We start from the raw sequence: 23,503 nt of genomic DNA on the forward strand, positions 1-23,503 counted from the left end.
GAACGTTGAATTGAAAAACAGAAGAACCGATAAATTTAAATGAACATGAAACAGTATTTGGTAAAGCCTTTCATTCTGCTGGCCTTTGTGGCCGTGATGACCAGCGCCTGCAAGGACAAGAACGCCGAGAAGCGGATCGCACAACTGGAAAGCCGCCTGGCTGAATTAGAAGGCAAGAAAACCGCCACACCGGGAGCACCCGCCCCCACCACGCCGGCCCCTGAGGCAAAACCCGAAGGCCCGCTGCCCAAGATGGAATTCCAGACCCAAGACCACGACTTCGGCACGATCAACGAAGGCGATGTAGTGGAATATACTTATGCCTTTAAAAACACCGGCGAAGCACCCCTCATCATCCAAGGTGCGCAAGGCTCCTGCGGATGCACGGTGCCCGATTGGACAAAAGAGTCCATCCCGGTTGGTGGAACGGGCTTTGTGAAAGCGAAATTCGACAGCAACGGAAAATCCAATATTCAGAACAAGACCGTGACGGTAACGGCCAACACCTGGCCCAAACAAACGGTGCTGCGCTTCAAGGCGATGGTGACCCCCAAGGCGGGCCCTGCGAAGTAAGCGCATCCGAGATCAACCAACGCATCCCAATCTGCCTGAGCAGGTTGGGATGTTTGTTTTAATTGAGATACCTTTGAAGCCTTAAAAAAAATTTCAGACTTATGTATTCCATCCTATTGCAAGCATCATCCGGATTTCAGGTACAACAATTGATCCCCATTGCCGGTATTATCCTGGTGTTTTATTTCTTCATGATCCGTCCGCAGCAAAAGAAAGCCAAAGACGGAAAGAAGTTCATCGACGAACTGAAGAAGGGCGACTATGTTGTAACTATTGGAGGCGCACACGGTTATATAGCCGAAATGGAAGGCGATACCTTTATCTTGGAAGTGGAGAAAGGCGGACGCATCCGCTTCAATAAGACCGCCATTTCAATGGAGGCTACCAAAGCCGCCAACACAAAAAAATAATACCGGATTGAGGGGTTAAACCAAAACGGGACACGATCCCGGCGGTACGCAGTGACGCAACATGTGGACTGTGAAAAAGTAATTCGACCGATACGCGATGAGTTTTTTCAAATCCATATTCAACATACTTCGATTTAACCGGAAAAACTGGAACGCCATCGTGCTGTGCATTTTTGCCGCGATGGTGTTCTGGTTTTTTAATGCCCTCAACAAGAACTACACCACCAATATTAATTTTCCGTTAGCCTTTGATTACGACCACGAAAACTTTGTCCCCGTGCGCCCGTTGCCCAAGTCGGTGCGCATCAACGTTTCGGGCATCGGTTGGAACCTGTTCCGCCGCAGTGCCGGGTTGAAAGTGCCCGCGCTCGTGATCTCCCTGGAGCGACCTGCCGACGTGAGAAAGATCGTGGGGAGCACTTTGCCGGCGTTGTTCTCCACACAGTTGGAAGAGTTTAAGATCAACTTCGTTATTAGCGACACCCTGCGCATCGCCATCGAACCCAAGGCCTCGCGCTGGATCCATCTGCGCCTCGATTCGCCGAGCATCTTATTTCGCGATGGCTATGCCATCACAAGCCCCGTCTCGGTCGTGCCGGATTCGGTGTTTATCGAAGGGCCGCAAAAGCTCATCAACAGTTTGTCCAGCCAGTTGTATTTGAAGATACCCGATCGCAACATCGACGAGAACTTTCACGACGATGTGGAGGTTACATTCCTGAACAACGAGTTGGTGAAGCGCGACCCCCCGACCGTGGCCGTGAGCTTCTCCGTCGATCGCATGGTGGAGCGCGACGACTCCATTTCACTGAAAGTGATCAATCCGCCCAAGCGCGCATGGGCTTTCATCGAGCGAAAGAAAATTCCCTGCAAGGTGACGATCCCGCAAAGTGCGTTGGCTTCTTATCATCCTGACTCGGTAAAAGCGGTAGTTGATTTAGGGAACCTGGGCCGTGGAGAAAAGAAACTCTTCCCGGTGTTGACGGGTTTACCTCCCTATTCAAAAGTGCTTGCCGTGGACTCCATTTACGTAAAGTTTTAACCTTTTGCATCAACCGCTACAAATTGGCATTACAGGGGGCATCGGCTCAGGCAAGAGCCTGGTAAGCAGAATTTTCCGGGCACTAAACGTACCCACGTATGATGCTGACAGCCACGCGAAAGAACTAATGACCACCGATGGAATACTCGTGCAACAGATCAAGAAAGAATTCGGAGAATTGTCGTTCCATGAGGATGGGAGCCTGAACCGTGGATACTTGAGCCGCACTGTGTTTAATGATGTAGAGAAGTTGGAAAGACTGAACCGTTTGGTGCATCCGCGGGTAGGCCAAAATTACAAACAATGGGTAGCGCGTAACCGGCACTATCCTTATGTCCTGAAAGAGGCCGCCCTGCTCTTTGAAGCAGGGTCTCATCAATCACTAGACAAAGTTATCGTGGTTCACGCTCCGGAAGCCTTGAGAATAAAACGTGTGCTCGCCAGAGACCCGCAGCGCACAGAAGAACAAGTAAAAGCCATCATCCGAAACCAAATGCCGGAGGAAGAAAAAATGAAACAGGCAGACCACATTGTCGTAAACGATGAAACAGCGTTGTTGATTCCGCAGGTTCTGGAGTTGCACCAACAGTTCATCGCCGTCGGCCTGACTCCTTCACGCGCCTGAACCGGAATCCATCCTTCGTGTTAATCTAAATAGCTATCGAACTTATAATATGCGTTCATTTTTGAGAATCAGTGGAGTATTTTTTGCCGTAGTGGTACTGGCGTCGTGCGCAAAAAAGAAAGATTTCGCGACCGGTGGCAAGAAGCCGCAAGGGCCGTTGTCGGTGGATGGATTTGTGGTAAGCGCCCGTTCGATCAGCGAAAAAATTGAAGTGCCCGGCTCGTTATTGCCTTTCGAAGAAACACCTATTCGCGCGGAAGTGGGAGGGCGCATCGTGCAATTGAACATCAAAGAAGGTGGTCTCGTCCAGGGAGGAACGTTGTTGGTGAAATTGTTCGACAAAGACCTGCAAGCCAGCCTCCACAAGCTGGAAGTGCAATTGCAGATCAAGCAAAAGACCGAAGAACGCAGCAACGAGCTGTTGAAGATCAATGGCATCAGCCAACAAGACTATGACCTCAGCGCACTCGATGTAGAAAACCTGAAAGCCGATATTGAGTCCACCCGCATCGCCATTTCCAAGACAGAGATCCGCGCGCCGTATACCGGCAGAGTTGGTTTACGCGGCATCAGTCTCGGTTCCTACATCGCGCCCACCGACATCATCACCACGTTGCGCCAGGTAGACAAACTGAAACTTGAATTTTCTATTCCTGAAAAATATGCCAAGGAGATTGTAGCCGGATACGTAGTCACCTTCATGGTCGACGGCGGCAAGGACTATCACCGAGCCACGGTGATGGCCACCGAAAACAGCGTAGACGCCAACACGCGTACACTCAAAGTGCGGGCCACCGTGAACGAGAACCACCGCGAGCTGGTGCCCGGCGTATTTGCCAAAGTGAATTTGCAATTGGGTAAAGACGACCAGGCATTGCTGGTGCCGACCCAGTCCATCATTCCCACGGCCCGCGACAAGCAAGTTATTTTACTCCGAAAAGACAGCGCCTCCTATACGGTGGTCGAAACCGGTATCCGCGACTCAGCCTTTGTTCAGATCGTGAAAGGGTTGAAAGTAGGCGATACCGTGATCACTACCGGGTTAATGGCCATCCGGCCGAATGCAAAGATTAAAGTCATGCGGGTTTCATCCCAGAAGTGACAGGATCATTTTTTTCTAACGTCTTTAGGTTATGAACATATCAGAAATAAGTTTAAAACGTCCCGTCCTGGCGTTTGTGATGAACATCATCATTGTGCTGTTTGGGATCATCGGTTTTAAATTTTTAGGGATCCGCGACTACCCGGCCATCGACCCACCAAACGTGAACGTGCGCACGAGCTATTCGGGCGCCAACGCCGACATCATTGAGTCGCAGATCACCGAGCCGTTGGAAAAATCCATCAACGGCATCGCGGGCATCAAGAACATCACCTCGTCGTCCAGCCAGGGTACCAGCAACATTAACATTGAGTTCGAGTTGGGTGTGGATTTGGAAACGGCGACAAACGACGTGCGCGATAAAGTTTCACAATCGTCGCGCTCGCTTCCGCAAGATCTCACGACACCTCCCGTCGTATCGAAGGCCGACGCTAACTCCGACGCCATCATCTCCATGACGGTGCAGAGCAAAACACGCAACCCGCTGCAGTTGACCGAGTATGCCAACAACACCCTCGTTGAACGCTTGCAGACAATTCCCGGTGTGAGCAGTGTGCAGGTTTGGGGTGAAAAAAAATATGCCATGCGCATCTGGCTCGACCCGGCCAAATTAAGCGCCTACAGCCTGACGCCACTGGACGTGCAGGCCGCTTTGAACAAGGAAAACATCGAGCTTCCCTCCGGCAAGATCTCCGGCAACAACACCGAACTTACCGTGCGCACCTTTGGAAGGTTATATACGGAAGAAGATTTTGAAAATGTGATCATCAAGTCGGCGCCCAGCGGCGACATTCGCTTGAAGAATATCGGTGAAGCTGTGTTGGGCCCGGAAAGCGAAGAGTCGATTCTGCGTGAGAGCAATATCCCCATGGTCGGCCTCGCCATCGTGCCGCTGCCCGGCTCCAACTATGTAGAGATTGCCAGTGAGTTTTACAAACGCCTGGATCAGATCAAGAAAGAAGTTCCCGAAGACATAGAGCTGAGCATTGCCATGGACCAAACGGTGTTCATCCTGCGCTCTATTGAAGAAGTGGAGGAAACGCTCATCATCTCTTTCCTGCTGGTGGTGCTCATCATCTATTTGTTCTTCCGCGATTTTGTCATTGCCATTCGCCCGCTCATCGACATTCCGGTGTCGCTGGTGGCCACGTTCTTTATCATGTATCTGCTGGGCTTCTCCATCAATGTGCTCACCATGTTGGGCATCGTGCTGGCTACCGGTCTTGTGGTGGACGATGGTATTGTGGTGACGGAAAACATTTACAAGAAACTGGAGAGCGGCATGAATAAATACCAGGCCGCCCTGGAGGGATCGAAAGAAATCTTCTTTGCCGTTATCTCCACCTCCATCACGCTGGCGGTCGTGTTCCTGCCGATCCTGTTCTTGCAGGGTTTTGTGGGACGCCTGTTTCGCGAATTTGGTATCGTGGTGGCCGGCGCTGTGCTGGTGTCCTGCTTTGTGTCGCTCACGCTGACGCCCGTGTTGAGTGTGAAGCTCACGCGCAGCCACCATGAGCACTCGTGGTTCTATCGCGTCACCGAACCATTCTTTGCCGGCATGGAAAATGGCTATAGCCGGATGCTGGCGGCGTTCATGCGCGTGCGCTGGGTGGCCTTCGTGATCATCCTGGCGTGTATTGGCTCGTTCCTCATCATTGGCATGAACCTGCAATCGGAACTCGCACCCATGGAAGACCGCAACCAATTCCGCTTGCAGCTTTCGGCAGTGGAAGGCACTTCCTATGACTACATGGACACGTATGTGCAGGACATGACAAAGTTTATCATGGACTCCGTTCCGGAATACAGAACCGCCCTTTCCGTGACCGCCCCGGGCTTCTCGGGCGCAGGTTCGGTGAATAGCGGATTTGTTCGCATAACCTTGTCCGATCCCCAAGACCGCACGCGATCACAACAGCAGATCGTAGACTACGTCGGCAAAAATTTGTCGCGTTTCCCCGAAGGCCGCGCTTTCGCGATACAGGAACAAACCATCTCCGTGAACCGGAGAGGAGGGCTCCCCGTGCAATTCGTGATCCAAAACAACAACTTCGACAAATTGCAAAAAGCATTGCCCAAGTTCCTGGACGCTGCCAACAGCAACCCGGTGTTCCAGGGCGTGGACATCGATTTGAAATTCAATAAACCAGAATTAAAAGTTGAGATCAACCGTCTGAAGGCTGCACAACTCGGCGTGAGCGTTCAGGACATAGCCCAAACGTTGCAGCTGGCCTATAGCAACCTGCGCTTTGGCTACTTCACGAAAGATGGAAAACAATACCAGGTGATGGGCCAGGTGTCGCGGTTGGACCGCGATGACCCGGACGATCTTAAGAACCTGTATGTCCGCACCTCGTCCGGTCAGCTCGTTTCGATCGACAACCTGGTGAACGTAGAAGAATCCACCACGCCACCTTCGCTGTATCACTTCAACCGCTATAAATCCGCCACGATCTCGGCCGGTCTGGCGCCTGGAAAAACCATCGGCGACGGCATCAAGGTGATGAATGAGATCAAGGGGCAGGTGTTGGACGACACCTTCACCACGTCGCTGGCGGGCACATCGCGCGACTATGCCGAAAGCTCGAGCAACACGATGTTTGCGTTTTTGCTGGCCCTGGTGTTGATCTATTTGATCCTCGCCGCGCAGTTTGAGAGCTTTGTCGATCCGTTTACGATCCTGTTCACGGTGCCGCTTGCGCTTGCCGGGGCGTTCATTGCGCTGTATGCCTTTGGACAAACCTTGAATATTTTCTCACAGATCGGTATGATCATGCTCATCGGTTTGGTAACGAAAAACGGTATCCTCATCGTGGAGTTTGCAAATCAAAAGCGTGAAGAAGGCATGTCGCGTTTGGATGCCGTGCTGGAAGCATCGCGTTTGCGTCTGCGCCCGATCCTGATGACCAGCTTGGCCATGGCACTGGGCTCGCTGCCGTTGGCATTGTCGCTTGGAGCAGCCTCTACGAGCCGCCGGCCGTTGGGGATCGTGATTGTTGGTGGGGTTATGTTTGCGCTGATCCTCACCTTGTTTGTGATCCCCGCCATGTATTCGTATTTGTCGCGTAAGAAAAAGCATGTTGACTTTGGTAAAGAATTTAAAAACGAAGAAGTCCCTAAAAAAGCGGAATTGGTTTATGAAGCGTAGTGTATTAACAGCGGTCTGCTGTGCTATTATTTTTTCGGGAACCGTTGTCGCGCAGGAAAACACCGCTACGCAGGTAAAAATAGAATTGGATCAGGTCGTGGCGTTGGCGCTGGAGCAAAACTATGATGTGAAGCTCTACAAGAGCTATCAGGAGCAGGCCGCCACCGACGACAAATATTCGGTTGGCGTACTTTTGCCGGTCATCAACGCCACCGGTAGCCGCATTTGGAACTCAACGGACCAGCGGCAGGTTTTGGCCAATGATAGTGTGACGCAGCGTAAAGGCGTTAGATCCAATAGTCTGAACGGTACCCTTCAACTGACGTGGACCTTGTTCGACGGCGCCAAAATGTTTGCCACACGCGCCAGACTTTCAGAAATTGAACAGCAGGGTGAGCTGAATGTGAAGGGGCAAATGGTGAATACCATCGCGCAGGTGGTGAACAACTACTACAACGTGGTGCGCCAGGAACAGCAGTTGAGGGCCATCGTGCTGCAGATGTCGGTAAGCGAGGAGCGGGTGAAACTGGCCGATCGGCGGTTACAGGTGGGTACCGGCGCCAAACCTGAATTGTTGCAAGCCAAAGTGGACCTCAATGCTCAACGTACGGCTGTGTTGCAGCAACAAACTATCATTCAACAACTGAAAGACCAGTTGAACGGCTTGGTGAACATGCAGCTGCCTGCCGTTTACAATGTGGCAGACACCATCATCATTGACCTCGATTTGAAGGAGGAAGAGATCGCCACAAATATCGAGAACACTAACTTCAGCTTGTTGTCATACAAAAAGAGTATCGATGTGGCTGCTTTCGCGTTGCGCGAACGTCACGGGGAACGCTACCCGGTGATTAACTTTACGTCGGCCTACACCTACTCGCATTCGATCAACTCGTTAGTTATCAATAATTTTACACCATTGGACAACCGGAACAATGGATTCAACTATGGTCTCACCCTAAACATGCCTATCCTGAATGGATTCAACAACCGGCGCAATATCCAGCAGGCCCGGATCCTCGTCGAGCGTCAGACGATTTTGTATAATCAACAAAAGAACCTGGTCGATGTGGGGGTGAAGAATGCGTTCGTCAACTACGACAACGCCAAGAAGGTGCTGCTGATCGAAGAAGAGAACATTTTGGTAGCCCGGGAAAACTTATTCATTTCATTGGAAAGTTTTAAACGCGGCGTGGCCACCTTCATCGAATTGCGCACGGCCCAACAAAGCCTGGCCGATGCCTACAACCGTTTGATCAACGCCCGTTACCTGGCCAAGATCGCCGAAACGGAATTGCTGCGCCTCAACAGCGGCTTGTTGAAATAATAGAGCTTGAAAGCAAAACGTTGACGAGGGCGGAGGGCTCAGATCTTGAGCAATTCGGCCAGCGTGATCTCCAGGGCGGAGGCCACTTCGTAGAGCGTGTAGGCCGTGGGGTTGGTGGTTCCCCGTTCCAATCGTTCAATGCTTTGACGATCTTTCAGACAAACGCGAGCCAATTCCGCCTGCGACCAGCCTTTCTTTTCCCGCAACAGGACGATACGCTTCCCCAATTTCCGTGACAATTCCTGCTTTTTCAATCGTTTAACATTGTTGAGAGTAAGTTCCAGGAAATGCTCAAAAAATGTGTCATCATATTTGTTGACACCGGGTTTATTCTTTTTTAACTTCCTGGTAAAGGTGAAGATCCATGCCATCGAAAAAGAAAACAGCCAAACGCCATCCCGCCTTGCCACAGCCGTTCCGCCTCACGCGGGCGGGCATCCGGGAGCTCAACAATCTACTGGAGTTCACTTCTCCCGAGGACCTGCGCAACACCCTGATCGAGATCTACCACACCTACATCATCCAGCAACACCACGCCCTGCCCGTCAACTTCGAAACCATGTCGGGTCAAATGTACATTCTGCTCGAAACCCTGAAGCATCTTCAGCCAACCGAAAAAAAGCCGGAGTCATAATTCAAAAGCGCTAACGCAGGGGCCGGCGCTCCTGGAACCATGCTGTGCGTTCAAACCTACACTTCAACCGATAACGGAGAACCGCGGACACGAATAGTCAGGTCAGTTGCCATCAAATGGATAACAAACAATCGGCAAAAAATCTTCCCCTTCCAACCCGATTCTTGTTATCTTCAAATCCTGGAAAAAATCACCTCGCCTGATGAAAAGATTTCAGTAATCATTTCTGGATCCCCACTAAATCCTTTTTTCAACGCCTTCGTTGAATAGAAATCTAATCCCTCTTCCATGATAAAGAGCGCTTCAACCCAACGCATTGAATCCATTGACCTCCTCCGCGGCATTGTCATGATCCTGATGGCCCTTGACCACGTGCGCGACTATTTCCACGCCGACGCTTTTCTTTACAATCCCGTCGATCTCAGCAAAACAAGTGTCACTTTATTTTTTACACGCTGGGTCACGCACTTCTGCGCGCCCGTATTTGTTTTCCTCGCCGGCACTTCGGCGTTTCTGGTGGGAAGCCGGAAAGGAAAACAAGAGCTCACCATGTTCCTGCTCAAGCGCGGCCTCTGGTTGGTGGTCCTGGAACTGACGATCATAAACTTTTCATGGTTTTTTAATTTTCATTTCCCATTGCCCTCCCTGTTCGTGATCTGGGCGTTGGGTATGGGCATGATCATTTTGTCGGTGTGCATCTACCTGCCGTTCCCCGTCATTCTGGGACTGGGCGTTGTGCTGGTGGCCGGTCATAATTTATTGGACGGCATTCACGTGGAGGGCGATGGTGCCGGCGCTATTCTTTGGTCGATCCTCCATGAATTCCACCTGTTTGCCCTGAGCCCCGATCGCAACCTGTTCGTTGGCTATCCGCTCATTCCCTGGACCGGCATCATGTTGCTGGGCTATTGCTTTGGCACGTTGTATACATCTTCTGTCGCCGCTGCGGATAGAAAAAAGATATTGGTATACTTGGGCAGTTCTGCCATCGCGTTGTTCATCGTCATCCGCTTCTTCAACAGCTATGGCGAGCCCAATCCCTGGTCGGTGCAATCTTCCCCCGTGTACACGTTCCTGTCGTTCATCAACGTCACGAAATATCCGCCATCGTTGCTGTACGCACTCATCACGCTGGGTCCAGCATTGTTGGTGTTGGCGGGTGTGGAGGCCTGGAGGGGAAGCGTGGCTGCGGCCATCACTACCTTGGGCCGTGTGCCGATGTTCTACTACTTGTTGCATATTTACCTGATCCATATTCTGGCCATCGTCGCCGCCTTGGCCACGGGCTATCAAGTATCGGACATGGTCTTCACCACGTGGGTGACCGACTCCCCGAATCTGAAAGGCTATGGCTTTGGATTGCCCGTGGTGTATCTCATTTGGTTTGGGGTGGTCGCGGGATTGTATCCTTTATGCAAATGGTACGAACGCTACAAAGCAGAGCATCGCGCGCAGTGGTGGCTGAGCTACCTGTAGGCACAAAAAAAATCCCGGAGGCTGTCCGGGATTTTTTTTTGGTATGGGATGTCGATCAATTCACTTTGATCAGTTCCACTTCAAAGATCAGTGTCGAGAAAGGAGGGATAGTTCCTCCGGCACCTTGCGCACCGTAGGCCAGTTCCTGGGGAATGAACACCATCCATTTGTCGCCTTCGTGCATGAGTTGGAGCACTTCGGTCCAGCCGGGAATGACTTCGTTCACACCAAAAGTAGCGGGCTCGCCGCGTTCAACAGAACTGTCGAATACGGTGCCGTCGGTGAGCTTGCCGATATAGTGCACGGTAACCTTGTCGGTGGCCACAGGAGCCTTGCCTTTGCCGGTGGTGAGCACTTTGTATTGCAAGCCGCTGGCGGTGGTCTTAATGCCTTCTTTGGCTTTGTTTTCGTTCAGGAACGCCAGGCCGGCTTGTTTCGCCTTTTCGTTCTTGGCTTCCATGGCGCGCGTCATGTATTCTTGCACGGTGGCCATGGCTTCCTGCTGTTCCATTTTCGGCTTCTTGTTTTGGAACACGTCTTTCACAGCAGCGATGAACATGTCTACATTGATGGAGTCGCCGCCCTGGGTTTTCAGGTTAGAGCCCAAAAGCATGCCCAGGCCATAGCTGGCCTTATCGTGAATGTTGGTGGTGTCGAGGGTAACAATCTTCTCCATTTTGAGCTGCACGATCTGCGACTTCAAAGAAGTGATCTCGGCCTGCAATTCTTTCTTGGATTGGGCGAAGAGTGTGGTGCTCACCAGGAGCGAAATACAAAAAACGAATAGTTTCATGAGTTATGCGGATATTAATAATGCCGCAAAGAAAACAAATAACCACACAAAAAAGTATGTAACCCCCCACAATTTAGCCGAGGTTTTTCGACGGGCCGGTGACAAATCCGCAAACTCCGTTTACTTTTGGCCTGCCCACAAAAGCATCCAAATAGTCCATCCTAAAGCAAAAAATACATGAAAGCCTACATTATCGTTGACGTGACCGTGACCGATCCCGTGCGCTACGAAGACTACAAAAAACTGACCCTGGCATCGCTTCGCCCGTTCGACGGCAAATTTATCGTGCGCGGCGGCGCCACCGAGGCATTGGAAGGCGATTGGAAACCGGGACGCCTCGTGGTGCTGGAATTTCCCTCGCCCGAGCAGGCCAAAGCATGGTGGTCGTCGCCTGGCTATGCACCGGCCAAAGCCATCCGGCAATCGGCCTCTACGGCTAATTTATTGCTTGTTGAAGGGGTGGAATGATGATCGTTAGTTGATCCTTCCGATTAAGCACGGCGCGTGATCAGCTTCAGCAGTTCGCGATCCAGTTTTTGGCCATGCCAGTCTTCATAGACCACATCGGCACGGTTGGAGTTGAGCACGCCGAAATCGCCGCTAAATTCCCAGAGCGCAAAGCCGATCTTGTATTGGTTCAGAATGTCGAGCACGTCTCCGAACCACGCCAGGAAAACTTTGTGTGGCGTTTTGTTCCAGCATCCGCATTCGCCGCAGTGAACACCAATCCCTTTTTGCACCAGCTCACCCCAGGGCTTGTAATAATCCTCCAGCATCTGGCGGCTCAAATACTTGTCGCCCACCTGGCCGGGCCATTTGGGTTCGGGCAGGTGCTCGGGATCTTTGTTGGCCCACGGTGCTTTGTAGTGCGAGATGATGCCCGGCATATAGCCACGGCAGCTTTGTGAGATGTTAAGATCTTCCAACTCCGGAATAACATTGTTGCCCACCTGGTTGCCATCGGCCAGCACAATGCGTGCGGGATTTTCTTTATGGATCACATCCAATGCGCCCTTGGCAACTTTGCGATAGAGCTCTCCGGGAACAGCGCTCGACTTCGAGTGCTGGTCGTTCATGTCTTCGCGCATGGAGGGCTCATTCAGCAAGTCGAAGCTGAGCTTTTCTTTGCTGAGGCCCTTGTAGCGCTTGGCCCAGAAACTCCAATGGTGATAGAACGCATCCTGTGCCGCCTGGTCTTTCCAGAGATTGAAAGGCTCATGGAAACCGGCATTGATGCAATAGCCCGGCGCGCGATGCAGGTTCAAACTCACGTGGATGTTGAACTTGTGAGCGGTCTCTACCAGCGCATCAATTTTTTCCACCGCTTTCAGATTGATCTTGTAGGTGTCTTCGGCAGTGATGTCTTTGGTTCGATCGATATCGAGGTAATACGGATAGGCAATGGGAATTCTCACAAAATCAAAGCCCCAGTCGCGCATCCATTCAAAATGATCGGCGCTTGTTCCGCCGCGCGAATGCTCAGGGTCTGGCGAAAAGAAATCCAGTATGTTGAAACCGCGCCATGGGGGGAGTTTGTTTTTGCTTTGGAACGGTGCGGCCCACGCTTGCGACCCGGCCAGACCCAGGGCCGTAGCGGTCAGGGCGGAATGTGTGATGAAGGTTCTTCGGTTCATAGCGAATAGGGAGTAGGGAATAGCAAGATAGGCATAAGGCCAGGGTGTCGTCACGCCGCTTGCGTAAAATAATTCTTTCACACGAGCCGTAGTTTTACGTGCGTGAAATGGACGGCACCGCGATCAAGCTTGAGGAGCCCTAGAATTTGAAGCTCGGCAAGTCAAGTTTTTTCGAGATCCGAAAGACGGCATTGATCAGCCCCACATGACTATAGGTTTGCGGATAGTTGCCCCACTGCGATCCGTCCAGGCCCACATCTTCGCTGAAGATGCCGAGGTGATTGGCATACGGCAAAATGCCATTCAAAGTCTTGATGGCATCGTCGACACGACCCACACACGCCAGCGCGTCGACATACCAGAACGCGCACACAAGGAACGTGGCCTCCGGCTTGCCAAAATCATCCTGGTGAACATAGCGATAAAAGAGCCCCTGGTCGGTGCGCAGCAAACTCTCCAACGCCTTCAAATGCTGTTGCGCTTTGGGCGATGTGGGGTCGAGATAGTTCATGGTGATGAGCTTGAGCGTGCTGGCATCCAAATGCTCCGAGCCCAACGCCTGGCGATAGACACCGGCCGCCGGGTCGTAGCATTTTTCAATTCGCTCCACGCTCATCTTCAGCAAACGCGATGCACGTTGCACCAGCTCGTTGTCCTGCATGAGCGTGCCGATCTTCAAGGCCGCATGACATCCCGCCCAATGGAAGAGCAATGTATAAGTGTGAATCTGTTTCACATTCCGGAATTCCCACAACCCGGCGTCCGGCTCGTCGAGGGTGACCTCGATCCAATGCAGCAAGCGCGTGACCAGGGGTTTGTACATCCGCTTTTTGGAAAAACTCAGACGCTTGTCGGTAAAGAGCGGCAACAACCCCACGAGCACTTGTCCATAGACATCGTTCTGAATTTGTTCATAGGCTTTGTTGCCCACGCGCACCGGCTGATTGCCCAGATAGCCTTGCAAGGGAAGATGGATCTCCTCGATGTCTTTTTGCCCGGTGATGGTGTACAAAGGCTGCATGCGATCGCCATCGCGCATCAGGATATTCTGAATGTATTCAAAGTAACTCTCCAACTCATCAAAGTGGCCCATTTCGTTGAAGGCCTTCAAGGTGTAGTAGGAATCGCGAAACCAACAATAGCGATAGTCCCACGTGCGTGCGCTGCCGTTATGTTCCGGCAAGCTCGTGGTGCCCGACGCGATGATGCCGCCGGTGTCTTCGTATTGGTGCAGCTTGAGCACAAGCGCCGAGCGGATCACGCTGTCCTGGTACATGTCGGGCACATAGGTGCTCTTGATCCACGTTTGCCAATGACGCACGGTCTTGTTGATGAAATCTTCGGCCGTCGCTTTGAGCGGTGCCTCTAACGGTTCTCCGTAGGTGAAGACCAGGTAGCGGTTTTGATCCAGAACAAAATCCTGCTCCTCACGAATGTAGGACAGCGACAAGTCTGTGGTAAGCCGCGTCTGCATACCAAAATTGAGAAAGCGAATGTGATTACTTCCCGTCACCACTTCCGGGATCATATTGCCATATTCCCCCACCGGTGCGCACTTGACTTTGATGACCGGATTGCCCTCGATCAATTCCAGTTTACGGATCAACATCAAGGGTTTGAAGAAGCGCTCGTACTGAAAAAACCGTGGCGCACAGTCGATCACCCTGAACTTACCCTGCGCACATTCAAATTCTGTGCACAACACATTGGTGCTCTCGATATAGTATTGCCGGCTCGTGAATTCTCCCTGCGGAGCGATGGAGAATTCGCCCCCGCGTTGCTCGTCCAGCAAGGAACCGAACAGGAACGAGCTGTCGAACCGGGGCAGACACATCCATTTCACATAGGCATGCGTGTCGATGTAGGCGATGTAGGAACAGTTTCCTACAAGACCCATGTTATAGCGATGGATACTCATACGTTAATCAACCAGTTGATAAAGCAGACCGAGAACTTCCTTTTGTGACGGAACGGTGTATTGCGCCTGCGTGTGACCCGGACCCACCTTGATCGTAATGCCTTTGTCGGCAAGCGCCCTGAACATATCTTCATCCGTTTTGTCGTCGCCAATGGCCAACACAAATTCGGAGGGATTTTCCTGGATAAGATTGCGCGCGGCCACACCCTTGTCCACACCGGCCACGCGCACTTCAATCACCTTGTTGCCATCGATCACCTGGAGTTGGGCATTGCGCACCAGGTGGTACAGGTTATCTAACAACTCGCGCGAGCGCACGAATCCGAGCTCGGGATCTACATTGCGATAGTGCCACGCCAGCGTATGATCTTTTTCTTCAACAAACGAACCCAGACTGCGTTGCGTGAACAGATCCAGCATAGGACGGATCAACGGCTTCCACGACTGATCGGCCGACTGCTCGTTCCACGTACCTTCCGGGTGGCGTATAGCCGCGCCGTGTTCTGCCACCAGGTTGATTGGTAGATTTCGAAACCAGCCTTCCAGCAACGGGTAAGCCCGGCCGCTGATGATGGTGACCTGCGTACGATCGTCGGCCGAAAGCCGGGCCAGCAATTGTAACAAATTCTTATCGGGCACGGCCTCTCTTGGATGTTTCGCGAAGGGTACAAGCGTGCCGTCGTAGTCCAGGAAAAGGTGTCGGCTGTGAGCGGCTTTGAAAGCCGTGGCAATAGAAGTGCGCGCGGCGCGGTTTACGTATTTGGTCTCCTGCATTTTTTGCAGCTCTTTCACATCCTGGAGTTGTTTCAAAAAATCGTTCACCCAATGAATGACGGTGTACTCCTGCAGACGCTGTTGAAGGATGGCCATGTTTTGTTTTTGGGTTTCTTCGGGTTGTGTGAGGGCCGTAAAGATGGCCTGGGCCATTTCTTCTTTGTCGACCGGGTTCACCAAAATGGCTTCTCCAAGCTCGCTTGCAGCGCCCGCCAGCTCGCTGAGAATAAGCGTGCCGCGGCCATCGCGCTGGCTGGCCACATATTCTTTGGCCACGAGGTTCATGCCGTCGCGCAACGGTGTGATCAATCCGATGTCGGCCGACTGATACAAGGCCGACAACTCGGCAAACGACAAATGACTGTAACGATAAATGATCGGCTGCCAGGTCAGCGTAGAGTATTTGCCATTAATGCGGCCCACCTGTTCTTCGATGAGCTTGCGCCGTTGATTGTATTTCGAAATGATCTGCCGCGAAGGTACGACCACCATAATAAACACCACCTTTTCTCGCCAGGTGGGATGTTGTTCCAAAAATCGCTCGAAGCCCGCTAACCGGTGGGTAACACCCTTGGTATAATCCAGCCGGTCCACAGAGAAAATAATTTTCCGCTCCCCAAAGTTTTTAAGAATAACTTCTTTTTGCTGCACCACGGGGAGTTGTTCCGATGCGTTATGGAATTTTTCATAGTCGATGCCCAAGGGAAAGAGATCGGCCTTCACGATGCGGTCGTCCACATAGATGGCGCGGTAGTAGTGATCCAACCCCGCCACCATGCGCACGGTCTTCAAAAAATGCTGTACATATTCCTGTGTATGAAAACCCAGCAGGTCGGCGCCGAGCAAACCGTGAATGATCTTTTCTTTCCACGACCGGTGCATCAACCGGAAGATCTCGAAGTTGGGAAAAGGAATGTGCAGGAAAAATCCGATGGTGACCTCGGGCTGCATTTTGCGGATCATGCAGGGCAGGAGCATCAATTGATAATCGTGGATCCACAACACATCGCCTGGTTTTAAGAAGGCGATCAGCTTATCAGCGAAATGTTGGTTCACCTCTTCATAGGCGCGAAAGGTGTCGTCGTCAAATTCTACAAAGGAAGGGAAATAGTGAAAGAGCGGCCAGAGGGTGGCATTGCAGAAGCCGTTATAGTAGCGGTTGTATAATTTGGTGTCCAGAAAAAGCGGCGCTACTTCAAAATCCTGGGGGCGTCTTCTTTTGTCGTTGTTGAAACTTTCCCATCGCTTTTCCGGAAAGTCGGCCGATCCGATCCACCACTTTTCGTCAAACGTATGAGAGGTATCTCGCGCAAAATAACTTTTGAGGGCGCTCACCAAACCACCGTCGCTCTCTTTCAGCGTGATCCTCTTGTTCTTCTCTAAAAGTTGAAACGGCAGGCGGTTCGACACCAGAACAAGCCTCCGGTTTTTCTTTTCGTCCATATCTCGGGGTTAAGGGTAAAATAGGGTTCGAGACAACGGAAAGTATGCAACAACCGTCCCAAAGCATAGTTGAAAGGAGTTTTTTACTCAAAAGGCATCCCTGTTATCGGGAGAAATCGAATTTCTGATGATATTATCAGGGATTCGAAAAAATTGTGCCCTAAAAAAGAGAGATCGTTGATGGCGCGCTATGCCTGAAACTGTGGTAAAGATTCCACACATAGTTGAAAGCAAAAAATATTCCTGATATGGAATACCAGCCGAGTAGCGAGGTTTTTTCCGTAAAATGATTGGTAACATTGATAGGAAAAGCCGTTCAAAAAGTCAGGGAAGGCTTAAAGGCTAAGCAAGGAGGCCTTGCGCTGACTTCGGGCAAGAGGACTGCGCGTTATCATTGAATTGGAGAAAGGCAGGCACTTGTCAACTTGATAAGGTTTTGGCGGTTTAGTTACGGTAGATATCAAAATGGAACTAACGCTGCCCCTACTGAAAGGTGACGAGAGCGCGAAATAGCGAAAGCTTGCCTTGTCGACGGAGTGACCATTTGTTATCTTTAAATAAATACCTATCGCGAAATAGATCATGGAAAACGGGTGGAAAAAATTTCTTCTTAAATCCGGCCTCCCGTTTGAATACGAGGTCAAGGAATGCTTCGCCAAAAGTGATTGCACTGTCTGGGACGAATATTATTATTTAAAAGAGGACGAAAATAACGTTGAAAAAGAATTTTCATACGATCTCGATGCGAACACTTGGAGAGATGGGTGTTCGATCGATTTCATGGTCGAATGTAAGTATAAGACTGAACCGACTAAATGGTTTTTCACACCAGATCCTTACGCCTATCAGCAAGAAGTGAATCGAAATTCATTTCTTCATCCAATGGATCATTTCACGAAGCAAAAATTTCTTTTTAACAATCCGCCCTTTGATAAAGTGGTCGAAGAACCGCTCGGTCCGTTTTGCCTGAAAGGAATTGAGATACTTAAAAATGATGGTGTTGAAGTAAACATTACTCGGGCTATAAGCCAACTTTCGTATGCATTTGTTGACAAGATAATCAGTGCAATGGACAGTCAACTAAATATTGAGAGTTTCTTTGAAACTGTTTTCTTGCACGTTCCAATTATTATCACGAACGCTGAGCTTCACCTGTTAAAGACCAACGTAACGACGAAGGAAATTGAGGACTCGAAATCAATTGAGGAGATTTCCACAAAACATAATTTTCTATTCTATAATAATAAGCCCGGTGGACATCTTCACGATTATAATCGTTCGAAACTTGTCGGGTTCTTTGCGTCACAGGATCAAGAAAAAATTAAAACTCGTATTAACTCTTTTACAACTGATCTAAATCATCTGGTTGAGGTTATCTCAACGAACTACTGTCCATCAGTGATTTGCATCATGCATCATGACGAACTACATCAGAACTATAAAACACTATTCGATTATATAGATTTCCTAACATTTCACACGGAAAGCCTTCAGCAAAGAATTAAACAGGTTAAAGCTGATGCCGATCAAAAATTTAGAGAATTCGGAGAAATATGAAAAAGAGGAAATAGACGGGTGGATGCAGAGCTATAAGGTGTGAATCCCTTATAAATAAAAAGCCACTTACAAGCTGTCTTGTAAGTGGCCGACTTTCCGTGGGAGCTGAGGGGTTCGAACCCCCGACCCTCTGCTTGTAAGGCAGATGCTCTGAACCAGCTGAGCTAAGCTCCCATTAAGTTGATATCCCCATCGTTTTGGGATTGCAAATGTAGTAGAGAATTTTATTTGTGCAAAAAACTTTGTCCGAAGTATTGAAAATTTGGCCTCCGGAACGTCAAAAAACCCGAAATAGGGTCAGGACACGGACTTTGCAAAGGTTTTCGGCCTTATAAACCCGCTTCAAGGCCCGGGAAACTGCCTCAGGCAGAGTTGGTTTGGATTTTGTCTTGTACTTTTGCACCATCATTTTTTAAGCTTTGAAAACCTTCCGGAAAATCCTTTTTTATCTCCTGCTGGCAATCGTTGTTCTGGTGGCGGCCCTCTCCCTGTCGGTCTTTCTGTTCAAGGACAAGATCATCAACCAATTCATCCGGGAGGCCAACAAGCAGCTGAACACCCCCGTCAAGATCGCCAAGATCGACGTTTCCGTGTGGCAGAATTTCCCCATGCTCTCGATCGTCATGCACGATGTTTATGTGGAAGACAGCCAACCCGGTCAGTACCCCTTGCTGACGGCTGCCGAGATCTCGTTCCAACTCAGCCTGGTGGATGCCTGGCACGAAGACTATAAGATCCAGGGCCTGCGTATCAAAGACAGCGAGACCAATCTCAAGATCAACGACAAAGGCGAGAATAACTACACCATTGCCAAGGACACCGGCGGAGAAGGCGGTGGCGGAAGCATCAGCTTCGACTTGCGCAACGTGAACCTTCAAAAGACCACCGTCCACTATACCGACGCCAAGTCCGACCAGCGGTTCACGTTTGTGAGCCAGGCGCTGGTGTCGTCTATCCACACCGTGAACGACGTCTATAACATCGACGCCGCCGGCGAAGTGACCACAGAGCAGATCGAGATCAACCGCACTTCTTTCCTGGCGGGGAAATCGTTTCAACTGGAGAGTCAACTCATTTACGACGACCTTCAAAAGATCCTCACCATCAAACCTTCGGTGCTCAATTTGAAGAATGCCGGCTTTGACGTGAGCGGCACGTATGCCTGGAAAAAGAAGAACCTGATCGACCTGGTCGTGAAGGGGAAAGACACCGACATCCAGACGATCCTGTCGCTGCTGCCCGGTTCGGCCGCCAAGACGTTCGAAAAATATAAGAGCGATGGCGATGTATACTTCAACGCAAAGCTCAAAGGAGAGATTGGCAAGCACAAAAGTCCAGGACTGACCATCGATTTTGGTTTTGCCAATGCCACCGTATATCACCCAGACTACAAATCGCGCATCGAAGAAGCCAGTATGACCGGCTCTTTTGCCACACCGGAAGTGATGGAAGTGTCGCAGGCGGTGCTGGTGCTCAAAGACATCAAGGGAAAACTGAACAGTGAACCCTTCTCGGCAAATTTCGTCCTTCAGAATTTTAACAACCCGGAAGTGATCTGCGACTTCAAAGGACGGGTGGATGCCGCGGCGGTGCTCAGTTTCTATCCGATCGAAAACCTGACCGATGTGTCGGGAGCCTTGTTGGTCGACGTGTCGTTTGAAGGCCGCGTGGAGCTGTTGAAAAAGAAGGCCACGGCGCAGCGGGTATCCACGCAAGGAACCATCGACCTTCAAAATATCGGGCTCACCTATGGGGAGGAGAAGATCAAGCTGCAAAACTTGTCGGGCAACCTGCAGTTCAGCAACAACGACCTGGCCTTGAGCAATGTGACAGGCCTGGTGGGCAACAGCGATTTCATGTTCAATGGTTTTTTTAAGAACATCATCACGTTCCTGCTGTTCGAAAATCAACCCATCGGTATCGAAACGGATTTGAAGTCGAATTTTCTCGATGTCGATCAGCTCTTCGCGATGGGGTATGGCAATCCGGCGGCGGGGAAGAATCAGCAATACGAATTCAGCATTTCGCGCAACATCAATCTGAATTTTAACTGCGATGTAAAACGCCTGCGCTACAAACGGTTTCATGCCAGCAACATCAAAGGCGATTTGCTGGTGAAAAACGAAATGGCTGTGGCGCGCAACATCAACCTTCATGCCATGGGCGGCAACATGACCTTGGCGGGCATTGTGGACGCGCATAACCCCAAAGCGATCGACGTGGTGAGCAACGCGAAGTTCGAGGGCATCTACGTCGACAGTGTGTTTTATGTATTTGAAAACTTTGACCAGGACTTTATCCAGGACAAACACCTGAAGGGGCAGACCTATGCCGACGTGAGCCTGGAGATGACGCTCAACCAAAACCTGAAGCTCTTCAACGAAACGCTCATCGCCGACATCAGTGCCAACATCAAGAATGGCGAGTTGAACAACTTCGAGCCCATGAAAAAGCTGAACCGCTTCCTCAACGACGAAGGCCTTAGCAAACTGCGTTTCTCCGACATCAAGAACGACATCCACATCGAAAAGAAAACCATCTACATCCCGCAGATGGAAGTGCGCAGCAACGTCACCTCCATAAAGGTGAGCGGCACCCACACCTTCGACCAGCACATCGACTATCACATCATTGCCCCCCTGCGCAACGACCGGAGCATCAACTCCGTGGAAGCCCGCGCCGCCCTGGAGGAAGACGGCAATGGCCAAAGCAAACTCTTCCTCAAGATCACCGGCACCACCGACGACTACCGCGTCAGCCTTGACACCGACGCCGTGCGCAAAAAGATCGCTTCTGATCTGAAGAAAGAAGTGCAGGAGCTAAAAGACGCCTTCAAAAACAAAGGCACGAAAAAGAAGAAGGAAGTCGAGTTGGAAAAAGACGAATACTTCGAGGATTGGAATAACTGATCAGATGTGTTGCCCCGATCAGGCTATCGCTTCCTTTAGATAATCCGTCAACGGCTTTGCGGCACTCATCACCGTAGTTAACTTCTTGAGGAATTTTTTGTCGAGCACTTCCTTGTCGGTGAAGTTGTGTACCAAAATAAAGCTCTTCAAGCGCAGCCATTCAATGTAAGGATGATCTTTGTCGTAGCCTTTGGGCGTGGTCTTTAAAGCATCTTCGTCCCAGAATTTCGGAAAGGTCGATTTGAATTTTTTATCGTTCAGGATCTTGGCCAGTTTATCGCCCGTGTAGTCGATCTCCTGGCGGATCTTGGCCAGATTTTCGGGTATGGGTTGGAACAACCCCACGGCCACAAAGCTTTTATCGCCCGGTTCGAGCTGAAAATAATAACCCGGCGTGCCCATGCCTTTGCCCGTTGACGACAACGCGGCGCTCATGTTGGTTTTGTAAGGCGTTTTGTCTTTGCTAAAGCGCACGTCGCGATAGATGCGGAAGGTGAGCTTCTTGGCGTCTAGCCCGGCCAGCGAATCGTCGTGGGGGATCATTTCCTCCAGCAGGTCGGCAACAAACAGGTCGAAGTCGGCCTTCAGCGCGGTGTATACCGGCTTCTTCTTCTCAAACCATTCGCGGTTGTTGTTCTTGCGGATATCTTTTAAAAATTTGAATGCGCCTTCGAAGTCCATGACGTAATTTAATTATGGATGGATGATTTTTTTGTTTGATAAATTAATACCTAAAGAAATTCCACGATCGTTTCCAGGCCGATGCCGCGCGAAGCTTTCACGAGGATGGTGGCGTTTTGCGGAGGATCTTTTTTCAGGGCCTCCACTAACAACGATTTATTTTCAAAAAGGATGGCGCCGGGAAATGCTTCTTTGGCGGCTTTCATCAGCGTACCACAGAGATACACTTTGTCGAAGCCAAGCTTTTGCGCCAATTGCCCGATGAGGCGGTGTTCTTTTTCGGCCTCTTCGCCCAGTTCGAACATGTCGCCCAGGATCACCATTTTGTGCGGCGCTTTCATGGCGGCCAGATTTTCCAGGGCCACTTGCATAGAACTCGGGTTGGCGTTGTAGGCGTCGAGGATCACCGTGTTGGTTTCCTTCTGGATCATCTGCGAACGCATGTTGCCGGGCAGATATTCAGCAACGGCCTGGTTGGCCAACGCGGCCGGCACCTGGAAATATTTGCCGATGCAGAGGGCCGCGGCGATGTTTTCGAAATTGTAGGCGCCAATGAGATGCGTCAGTACATCTTCGCCGTTCTCGGCTTTGATCTTTACAAAAGGATCGGCGCCCATTAGGGTTGCCTCGTAATAATCTCCCTTTGCGGGGTAAAATAATGGTGCCTTAAACCGCTTTGCCATGTTGGCCAGGATCTCGTTTTGTGAATTGATGAACACCGTGCCGTTGTGGGTGAGTAAGTGTTGGTACAATTCCGACTTGGCGCGAACAATATTTTCAAACCCGCCAAACATGCCAATGTGCGCCCGCCCGATATTGGTAATAAAACCATGCGTGGGGTTGGCAATGGAGCAAAGCAGCGCGATCTCTCCCAGATGGTTCGCCCCCATTTCCACCACGGCCATTTCGACAGAAGCATCGATCGACAACAAGGTGAGCGGCACGCCGATGTGGTTGTTGAGGTTGCCCACGGTGGCATAGGTCTTGAATTTTTTGCTGAGCACGGCGTTCAGCAATTCCTTGCTGGTGGTCTTTCCGTTCGACCCCGTTAACCCAATCACGGGGATGGTGAGCTGATCGCGATGGTGCCGCGCCAGCTTTTGCAACGTGGCCAGCACGTCGTCTACGACGATGCAACGGTCGTTCACGGCATATTCTTTTTCGTCCAGCACCGCGTAGGCTGCGCCGTTGTCGAGCGCTTGCTGGGCAAAGGTGTTGGCGTTGAATTTGTCGCCCTTCAATGCAAAAAAGATCGAACCTGCCGCGATCTTGCGCGTGTCGGTCGAAACTTTGCCGGATTGACGATACAACGCGTATAATTTCTCTATCTCCATCGCTCGCTTTTACAGTTTCTTTGTGCCGGTTACCTCCCCCCGGCCATCCTAACTTAATAGGGAATGTTCACCGGGAAAAAGTATCTTGCGGGAAAGATAACAGGTGACTCCGGCTCACGTTAA

General features: G+C 50.8%; 19 protein-coding genes and 1 tRNA gene. 12 read left to right on the forward strand and 8 right to left on the reverse strand.

Features of this window, described 5'->3' with window-relative positions; all coding sequences use genetic code 11:
• Positions 1-45 precede the first annotated feature (45 nt).
• The 7 genes from D4L85_RS09550 to D4L85_RS09580 all read left to right on the forward strand — a co-directional run bounded on the left by D4L85_RS09550 (position 46) and on the right by D4L85_RS09580 (position 8,227).
• Positions 46-573 (forward strand): DUF1573 domain-containing protein, encoded by a 528-nt coding sequence (locus tag D4L85_RS09550; RefSeq protein WP_228450836.1) that lies wholly within the window; start codon positions 46-48, stop codon positions 571-573.
• A 101-nt stretch (positions 574-674) separates the two neighbouring features.
• The gene (gene yajC, locus D4L85_RS09555) at positions 675-983 is read left to right on the forward strand and encodes a preprotein translocase subunit YajC (protein WP_073143397.1); all 309 of its coding nucleotides are present in this window, start codon (positions 675-677) and stop codon (positions 981-983) included.
• Positions 984-1,080: 97 nt separating this feature from the next.
• A complete protein-coding gene (locus D4L85_RS09560) occupies positions 1,081-2,025 on the forward strand; it encodes a CdaR family protein (RefSeq protein WP_119754107.1) in 945 nt (314 codons plus the stop codon).
• 4 nt (positions 2,026-2,029) lie between these two features.
• A complete protein-coding gene (coaE, locus tag D4L85_RS09565) occupies positions 2,030-2,650 on the forward strand; it encodes a dephospho-CoA kinase (RefSeq protein WP_119754108.1) in 621 nt (206 codons plus the stop codon).
• Between the two features lie 61 nt (positions 2,651-2,711).
• On the forward strand, positions 2,712-3,752 hold the full coding sequence (locus tag D4L85_RS09570; RefSeq protein ID WP_160143634.1) for an efflux RND transporter periplasmic adaptor subunit: 1,041 nt from the start codon (positions 2,712-2,714) through the stop codon (positions 3,750-3,752).
• Positions 3,753-3,783: 31 nt separating this feature from the next.
• Positions 3,784-6,900, forward strand: coding sequence for an efflux RND transporter permease subunit (locus D4L85_RS09575; protein ID WP_119754110.1), 3,117 nt, complete (start codon positions 3,784-3,786; stop codon positions 6,898-6,900).
• Positions 6,890-8,227, forward strand: a complete 1,338-nt coding sequence (locus tag D4L85_RS09580) for a TolC family protein (protein ID WP_160143635.1) — start codon at positions 6,890-6,892, stop codon at positions 8,225-8,227. Before D4L85_RS09575 ends, D4L85_RS09580 begins: the two co-directional genes overlap by 11 nt.
• A 38-nt stretch (positions 8,228-8,265) precedes the next feature.
• Here D4L85_RS09580 and D4L85_RS09585 read toward each other — a convergent pair whose 3' ends face one another.
• Entirely contained in the window at positions 8,266-8,466 is a 201-nt protein-coding gene (locus tag D4L85_RS09585) for a helix-turn-helix transcriptional regulator (protein ID WP_228450837.1), read from the reverse strand.
• 125 nt (positions 8,467-8,591) lie between these two features.
• On the opposite strand from D4L85_RS09585, the gene D4L85_RS09590 reads away from it, so the two are divergent.
• Entirely contained in the window at positions 8,592-8,861 is a 270-nt protein-coding gene (locus D4L85_RS09590; RefSeq protein WP_119754112.1) for a hypothetical protein, read from the forward strand.
• 288 nt (positions 8,862-9,149) lie between these two features.
• Positions 9,150-10,337 carry an acetyltransferase domain-containing protein gene (locus D4L85_RS09595; RefSeq protein WP_119754113.1) on the forward strand — a complete coding sequence of 396 codons (1,188 nt, stop codon included), beginning with the start codon at positions 9,150-9,152 and terminating at the stop codon, positions 10,335-10,337.
• A gap of 55 nt (positions 10,338-10,392) precedes the next feature.
• Here D4L85_RS09595 and D4L85_RS09600 read toward each other — a convergent pair whose 3' ends face one another.
• A complete protein-coding gene (locus D4L85_RS09600; protein ID WP_119754114.1) occupies positions 10,393-11,130 on the reverse strand; it encodes an FKBP-type peptidyl-prolyl cis-trans isomerase in 738 nt (245 codons plus the stop codon).
• Positions 11,131-11,307: 177 nt separating this feature from the next.
• Between D4L85_RS09600 and D4L85_RS09605 the strand changes: the two genes are divergently transcribed.
• Complete coding sequence (locus D4L85_RS09605) at positions 11,308-11,598, forward strand: DUF1330 domain-containing protein (RefSeq protein ID WP_119754115.1); 291 nt, start codon at positions 11,308-11,310, stop codon at positions 11,596-11,598.
• Between the two features lie 23 nt (positions 11,599-11,621).
• Here D4L85_RS09605 and D4L85_RS09610 read toward each other — a convergent pair whose 3' ends face one another.
• From D4L85_RS09610 to D4L85_RS09620, 3 genes are all read right to left on the reverse strand, one after another.
• Entirely contained in the window at positions 11,622-12,764 is a 1,143-nt protein-coding gene (locus D4L85_RS09610) for a glycoside hydrolase family 5 protein (protein ID WP_119758723.1), read from the reverse strand.
• Between the two features lie 139 nt (positions 12,765-12,903).
• Complete coding sequence (locus tag D4L85_RS09615) at positions 12,904-14,682, reverse strand: glycoside hydrolase family 15 protein (protein ID WP_119754116.1); 1,779 nt, start codon at positions 14,680-14,682, stop codon at positions 12,904-12,906.
• Positions 14,683-14,685: 3 nt separating this feature from the next.
• The gene (locus D4L85_RS09620) at positions 14,686-16,899 is read right to left on the reverse strand and encodes a bifunctional alpha,alpha-trehalose-phosphate synthase (UDP-forming)/trehalose-phosphatase (protein WP_119754117.1); all 2,214 of its coding nucleotides are present in this window, start codon (positions 16,897-16,899) and stop codon (positions 14,686-14,688) included.
• Positions 16,900-17,481: 582 nt separating this feature from the next.
• Here D4L85_RS09620 and D4L85_RS09625 point away from each other — a divergent pair.
• Positions 17,482-18,456: a hypothetical protein gene (locus tag D4L85_RS09625; protein ID WP_119754118.1), complete on the forward strand. Its 975-nt coding sequence runs from the start codon at positions 17,482-17,484 to the stop codon at positions 18,454-18,456.
• 99 nt (positions 18,457-18,555) lie between these two features.
• Here the strand turns inward: D4L85_RS09625 and D4L85_RS09630 are convergent.
• A tRNA-Val gene (locus D4L85_RS09630) sits at positions 18,556-18,630 on the reverse strand.
• 245 nt (positions 18,631-18,875) lie between these two features.
• Here D4L85_RS09630 and D4L85_RS09635 point away from each other — a divergent pair.
• The gene (locus tag D4L85_RS09635; protein ID WP_119754119.1) at positions 18,876-21,365 is read left to right on the forward strand and encodes an AsmA family protein; all 2,490 of its coding nucleotides are present in this window, start codon (positions 18,876-18,878) and stop codon (positions 21,363-21,365) included.
• An 18-nt stretch (positions 21,366-21,383) separates the two neighbouring features.
• On the opposite strand, the gene D4L85_RS09640 is transcribed toward D4L85_RS09635, so the two are convergent.
• Positions 21,384-22,046: a DUF2461 domain-containing protein gene (locus D4L85_RS09640; RefSeq protein WP_119754120.1), complete on the reverse strand. Its 663-nt coding sequence runs from the start codon at positions 22,044-22,046 to the stop codon at positions 21,384-21,386.
• A gap of 50 nt (positions 22,047-22,096) precedes the next feature.
• A complete protein-coding gene (locus D4L85_RS09645) occupies positions 22,097-23,380 on the reverse strand; it encodes a UDP-N-acetylmuramoyl-tripeptide--D-alanyl-D-alanine ligase (RefSeq protein ID WP_119754121.1) in 1,284 nt (427 codons plus the stop codon).
• Between the last annotated feature and the right edge of the window lie 123 nt (positions 23,381-23,503).

This window comes from Chryseolinea soli (assembly GCF_003589925.1).
Classification (GTDB): domain Bacteria; phylum Bacteroidota; class Bacteroidia; order Cytophagales; family Cyclobacteriaceae; genus Chryseolinea; species Chryseolinea soli.